The sequence below is a fragment of the Pseudomonas sp. HMSC063H08 genome, assembly GCF_001813645.1.
Classification (GTDB): Bacteria; Pseudomonadota; Gammaproteobacteria; order Pseudomonadales; family Pseudomonadaceae; genus Pseudomonas; species Pseudomonas aeruginosa.
In genome coordinates this window covers 128363-134223 of sequence record NZ_KV813415.1, presented here as the reverse complement: position 1 = coordinate 134223, position 5861 = coordinate 128363, and the positions used below count along the sequence as shown (strand labels likewise).

General features: G+C 64.1%; 6 protein-coding genes. All 6 read right to left on the bottom strand.

What is annotated here, in order from left to right:
- Nucleotides 1-2297, bottom strand: a 2297-nt coding sequence (locus HMPREF2924_RS10630; RefSeq protein WP_070700480.1) for a Tn3 family transposase, incomplete at its 3' end; no start/stop codon positions are given.
- A 2-nt stretch (nucleotides 2298-2299) separates the two neighbouring features.
- Nucleotides 2300-2860 carry a recombinase family protein gene (locus HMPREF2924_RS10625; protein WP_003124096.1) on the bottom strand — a complete coding sequence of 187 codons (561 nt, stop codon included), beginning with the start codon at nucleotides 2858-2860 and terminating at the stop codon, nucleotides 2300-2302.
- A gap of 130 nt (nucleotides 2861-2990) precedes the next feature.
- A complete protein-coding gene (locus HMPREF2924_RS10620; RefSeq protein WP_003132006.1) occupies nucleotides 2991-3980 on the bottom strand; it encodes a DUF3330 domain-containing protein in 990 nt (329 codons plus the stop codon).
- Nucleotides 3977-4213 carry a broad-spectrum mercury transporter MerE gene (merE, locus tag HMPREF2924_RS10615; protein WP_070700474.1) on the bottom strand — a complete coding sequence of 79 codons (237 nt, stop codon included), beginning with the start codon at nucleotides 4211-4213 and terminating at the stop codon, nucleotides 3977-3979. The genes HMPREF2924_RS10620 and merE overlap by 4 nt, the downstream gene beginning before the upstream one ends.
- On the bottom strand, nucleotides 4210-4575 hold the full coding sequence (gene merD, locus HMPREF2924_RS10610) for a mercury resistance co-regulator MerD (protein ID WP_000995360.1): 366 nt from the start codon (nucleotides 4573-4575) through the stop codon (nucleotides 4210-4212). Before merD ends, merE begins: the two co-directional genes overlap by 4 nt.
- Before the next feature lie 17 nt (nucleotides 4576-4592).
- Nucleotides 4593-5861, bottom strand: a 1269-nt coding sequence (gene merA, locus HMPREF2924_RS10605) for a mercury(II) reductase (RefSeq protein WP_256567947.1), incomplete at its 5' end; no start/stop codon positions are given.

Below are 5861 nucleotides of genomic sequence, written 5' to 3'. Positions count from 1 at the left end.
TGCATCAGGGCGAAGACGTGATCGGTGAAGCCCGCCGTGTCGGTGTAATGCTCCTCGATCCGCAAGTCGGACTCGTGGTACAGCAGGCCGTCGAGCACGTAGGTCGAATCGCGCACGCCGACGTTCACGACCTTGGTGTGAAATGGCGCGTACTGGTCAGAAATGTGGGTGTAGAACGTCCGCCCTGGGCTGCTCCCGTATTTCGGGTTGATGTGGCCGGTGCTCTCGGCCTTGCTGCCGGTGCGGAAGTTCTGGCCGTCCGACGATGAGGTGGTGCCGTCGCCCCAGTGCTCGGCGAAGGGATGGCGGAACTGTGCGTTGACCAGATCGGCCAGCGCCGCCCCGTAGGTTTCGTCGCGGATGTGCCAGGCTTGCAGCCAAGCCAGCTTGGCGTAGGTCGTGCCGGGGCAAGACTCCGCCATCTTGGTCAGGCCCAGGTTGATCGCGTCGGCGAGGATCGTGGTCAGCAACAGGTTCTTGTCTTTGGCCGGGTCGCCCGATTTCAGATGCGCGAAATGCCGAGTGAAGCCCGTCCATTCGTCCACCTCCAGCAGCAGTTCGGTGATCTTGACGTGCGGCAGGATCATTGCCGTCTGGTCGATCAGCGCTTGGGCGGTGTCGGGTACCGCCGCGTCGAGCGGCGTGATCTTCAAGCCTGACTCGGTGATGATGGCGTCCGGCAGCTCGTTGGCCGTCGCCATACGGTTGACGGTGGCAAGCTGTGTTTCCAGCAGCGTCAGCCGGTCGTTCAGGTACCGGTTGCAGTCGGTGGCCACGGCCAGCGGCAATTCGCTGGCCTGCTTGAGGCTGGCGAATTTCGCGGGCGGCACCAGGTAGTCCTCGAAGTCCTTGAACTGGCGCGACCCCTGCACCCAGATGTCGCCGGAACGCAACGCGTTCTTCATCTCCGACAGCGCGCACAGTTCGTAGTAGCGCCGGTCGATGCCGGTGTCGGTCATGACCAGCTTCTGCCAGCGCGGCTTGATGAACTCGGTCGGCGCGTCGGCGGGCACCTTGCGGGCGTTGTCGCTGTTCATGCCGCGCAGCACCTCGATGGCGTCGAGCACGTCCTTCGCGGCGGGAGCGGCCCGCAGCTTGAGCACGGCAAGGAATTCCGGCGCGTAGCGGCGCAGCGTGGCGTAGCTTTCGCCGATGCGGTGCAGGAAATCGAAGTCCTCGGGCTGCGCAAGCTTCTGCGCTTCGGTGACGCTCTCGGCGAAGGCATCCCAGGACATGACGGCCTCGATGGCGGCGAACGGATCGCGGCCCGCCTGCTTGGCCTCGATCAGCGCCTGGCCGATGCGGCCGAACAGCCGCACCTTGGCGTTGATCGCCTTGCCGGACGCCTGGAATTGCTGCTGATGCTTGTTCTTGGCGGCGTTGAACAGCTTGCCCAGGATGCGGTCGTGCAGGTCGATGATTTCGTCGGTGACGGTGGCCATGCCCTCGATGGCAAGCGCCACCAGGGTGGCATAGCGTCGCTGCGCCTCGAACTTGGCCAGGTCGGCGGGCGTCATCTGGCCACCCTCACGGGCGATCTTGAGCAGGCGGTTCTGGTGCACCGACCGCTCGATGCCAGAAGGCAGGTCGAGCGCCTGCCACGCTTTGAGGCGTTCGATGTGTTCCAGCATGTGCCGCGAATTCGGTTTGACGGGCGATTGGCGCAGCCAGGCCAGCCAGGTCGTTTTGCCGTTGTCCCGACGCTTGAGCAGATCGTCGAGGCGGCGGCGATGCGCGTCCGACAGCGGTTCGGCCAAGGCATCGTAGATGCGCCGGTTGGCGCGGGTGATTGCTTCGGCGCTCGCCCGCTCGACGGCGTTGAGGGCAGGCAGAATGACCGACTGCTGCCGCAGGTGCTCGATCAAGGTGCTGGCCAGCACGATGCCCTTGTCGGTCTGCAAGGCCATCTCGGTCAGCAACTGGACGGCCTGCCGGTAGTGGCCCATGGTAAAGGGCTGGAAGCCGAACACCGTTTGCAGTTCGACCAGGTGCTCGCGCCGGGTCTGCTCCCGCTGCCCGTATTCGTCCCAGCTTTCGACGCTGACCTTGAGCTGGTCGGCGACCAGTTTCAACAAGGGCGGAAACGGCGGCTCATCGACGCCCAGGATGACACCAGGAAAGCGCAGGTAACAGAGCTGCACGGCGAAGCCCAGCCGGTTGGCCGGGCCGCGCCGCTGCCGGATGATGGAGAGGTCGGTTTCGCTGAACGTGTAGTGACGGATCAACTCATCCTTGGTGTCCGGCAACGCCAGCAGGCTTTCGCGCTCGGCGGCGGACAGGATTGAACGACGTGGCATATTTACTGATCCGTTCTCAAGTATTGATACAGGGTTTCGCGACTGATTCCGAATTCACGAGCCAGCTTGGTCTTTTGCTCGCCAGCCTCGACACGTTGGCGCAGTTCGGCAATACGCTCAGACGACAGGGATTTCTTCCTGCCACGGTAGGCCCCGCGCTGCTTGGCGAGCGCGATGCCCTCGCGCTGCCGCTCGCGGATCAAGGCGCGTTCGAACTCGGCGAACGCGCCCATTACCGACAGCATCAGGTTCGCCATCGGCGAGTCCTCGCCGGTGAAGGTCAAATGCTCCTTAAGGAACTCGATGCGTACGCCGCGCTGGGTGAGGCCCTGCACCAGGCGGCGCAGGTCGTCGAGGTTGCGCGCCAGACGATCCATGCTGTGCACCACGACCGTGTCGCCTTCGCGCACGAAGGCGAGCAGCCGTTCCAGTTCGGGCCGCCGTGTGTCCTTGCCCGACGCCTTGTCGGTGAACACTTTATCCACCTGGATCTGTTCGAGCTGCCGTTCTGGGTTCTGGTCGAAGCTGCTGACGCGGACGTAACCGATGCGCTGACCGTGCAAGGTATCCTCCTGAGGGAAATGTGTCAGGAAGAAATCTATGACCCTTGACGGCGTATGTCAATCAATTCGGAAGGCAACTCTATTCTGACGATTTAGCGCCGGATGGTCTGACGCCAAGTTAGGGTATGCCTCAATCTGACGGTAGCGAGTCGCAGGCGTTCGGATCGGCATCGGTTTCGTTCCCTGTCTTGGCACGCGCTTCGAAGCGTTGATAACACTCCAACCCGCAGAAGTGCTCGACGTATTCCGCGCCTTCCGGGGTGAAGGCGGCATCGAGCGGGATTTCCTTGCAGCACACGCAGCAACTGGTGGTGGTCGAGTCACTTGCATTCATGGTGGCACCCCTCCATTGACTGACGAAGACGGCGAATGCCGCCGCCGGCATTGGCTTCGCGAACAGGAAGCCTTGTCCTGTGTCGCAGTCCGCTTGTCGCAATAGATCAAGACTCGCCGATGTTTCCACGCCTTCAGCCACCACATCCATGCCCAGCCCGTGCGCAAGCTGAATCACGGTGTGCACGATGGTTTGGTCGCGGCGGTCGTTGGCGAGCCCGGCGACAAACGATTGGTCGATCTTGAGCGTGCTGATTGGGCAGCACTTCAGATGTTGCAGACAGGAATACCCCGTCCCGAAGTCATCGGCGGCGAAGCGCACACCGATCTGCCGCAAGGCGTCCAGGGCGGGGAAGATCGCCGGATCACCAAACGCGACCGATTCGGTCAGCTCGATTTCGAGATACTCGGCGGGCAACTCGGCATCAGCCAGCACGCCCTTTACCCACCCGTCGAAGTCCGGTCCCACTTGGCTCGCCGAAACATTGACGGCCAGCCGGAACGGTCGCCATGCCAGCATTCGCCAGTCACGCATCTGGCGGCAGGCTTCGCCCAGCACCCAAGCGCCGATTTCAGGCATCAGGCCGGACGATTCGACCACGGGCAGGAACTGTCCCGGTGGCAATAGTCCAAGCGTCGGATGACGCCAGCGCAACAGGGCTTCCGCGCCGACAATCCCACCACTGCGCAGATCGACGACGGGCTGGTAGTGCAGTTCAAGCTGCCCGCGCTCGACCGCTTGGGCCAGTTCCGGCGTCGTCCATCCATCCGGCCGGAAAGCGCTCATTCTCTTTCCCTGAATGCCCGCAACGCCCGCGACAGGGACAGAAGGAACAGGCCGGTCAAACCGAGCGCCGCGATGACCCAATGCTCGCCGAGGAAAGCACCGGCGGTTGTGCCGGCCAGCACGACAGCGAGGATGGGCAGGTGGCAGGGGCAAGTCAGCACAGCCAGTCCGCCCCACAGGTAGCCGGTGATCGGTTTGTGCGTCTCGGACGGCAAGCGCTCGGGGCTGTTCATGGCAGACTCTCCGCGTGCTGTGCCGGCTCGGTCGGCAGGGTGGCCAACTGCACTTCCAGATCGGCCAACGCTTCGCGCCGACGCTCGACGAACTGACGCAGCAGGGCAAGCTGCGCGGCCGCTTCGTCGCCGTCCGCCGCATCCAGCGCCCGGCACAGCCGCGCCAGCGCGTCCAGGCCGATGCCCGCCTCGAAGGCCGCCCGCACGAAGCACAGCCGTTGCAAGGCGGCGTCATCGAACAAGCCGTAGCCGCCTGGTGTGCACGCCACCGGGCGCAGCAATCCGCGCAGCAGGTAGTCGCGCACGATATGCACGCTCACCCCGGCATCAAGAGCCAGCCGGGACACCGTGTAGGCGTTCATTGAACACCTCCTTTTTCTCACCCGGCGCAGCAGGAAAGCTGCTTCACATCCTTGTTGAAGGTCTGCGCCGCGAGCTTCAACCCCTCGACCATCGTCAGGTAGGGGAACAACTGGTCGGCCAGTTCCTGCACCGTCATGCGGTTGCGAATGGCCAGAGCCGCCGTCTGGATCAGTTCACCCGCTTCCGGCGCGACCGCCTGTACGCCGATCAGCCGATGGCTGCCTTCCTCGATAACCAACTTGATGAAGCCGCGTGTGTCGAAGTTGGCGAGCGCACGCGGCACGTTGTCCAAGGTCAAGGTGCGGCTGTCGGTCTCGATCCCGTCGTGGTGGGCTTCCGCCTCGCTGTAGCCCACGGTCGCCACTTGCGGATCGGTGAACACCACGGCCGGCATTGCGGTCAGGTCGAGCGCCGCATCGCCGCCGGTCATGTTGATCGCGGCACGGGTGCCGGCCGCTGCCGCCACATAGACGAACTGCGGCTGGTCGGTGCAGTCGCCGGCCGCGTAGATGTTCGGGTTGCTCGTGCGCATGCCTTGGTCGATGACGATGGCACCTTGCGCATTGACAGTGACCCCCGCTGCGTCCAGCGCGAGGCTGCGCGTGTTCGGTGTCCGACCGGTGGCAACCAGCAGTTTGTCGGCGCGCAATTCACCGTGCGTGGTGGTCAGCACGAATTCACCGTCCATATGGGCGACCTGGCTGGCTTGCGTGTGCTCCAGCACCTCGATGCCCTCGGCACGGAAAGCGGCTGTCACCGCCTCGCCGATGGCCGGGTCTTCACGGAAGAACAAGGTATTGCGCGCCAGGACCGTGACCTTGCTGCCCAGCCGGGCAAAGGCTTGCGCCAGCTCCAGCGCCACCACCGACGAGCCGATTACGGCAAGGCGTTCGGGAATGGTGTCGCTCGCCAGGGCCTCGGTGGAAGTCCAGTAGGGTGACTCTTTCAAGCCCGGAATCGGCGGGACCGCCGGGCTGGCACCCGTGGCGACCAGGCAGCGGTCGAACATCACGACGCGCTCGCCACCCTCGTTCAAACGGACGGTAAGGCTCTGGTCGTCCTTGAAGCGCGCCTCACCGTGCACAACGGTGATGGCCGGATTACCGCCCAGGATGCCTTCGTACTTGGCGTGCCGCAGTTCGTCGACGCGGGCCTGCTGCTGGGCCAGCAGCTTACTGCGGTCAATCGTAGGCACAGTTGCCGCAATACCGCCATCGAACGGGCTTTCCCGGCGCAGATGGGCGATGTGGGCGGCGCGGATCATGATCTTGGACGGCACACAGCC

Excerpts from the sequence above, each read along its gene's own strand:
- HMPREF2924_RS10620 (WP_003132006.1), bottom strand. The coding sequence starts at position 3,980 with ATGAGCGCTTTCCGGCCGGATGGATGGACGACGCCGGAACTGGCCCAA.
- merE (WP_070700474.1), bottom strand. The coding sequence starts at position 4,213 with ATGAACAGCCCCGAGCGCTTGCCGTCCGAGACGCACAAACCGATCACC.
- merD (WP_000995360.1), bottom strand. The coding sequence starts at position 4,575 with ATGAACGCCTACACGGTGTCCCGGCTGGCTCTTGATGCCGGGGTGAGC.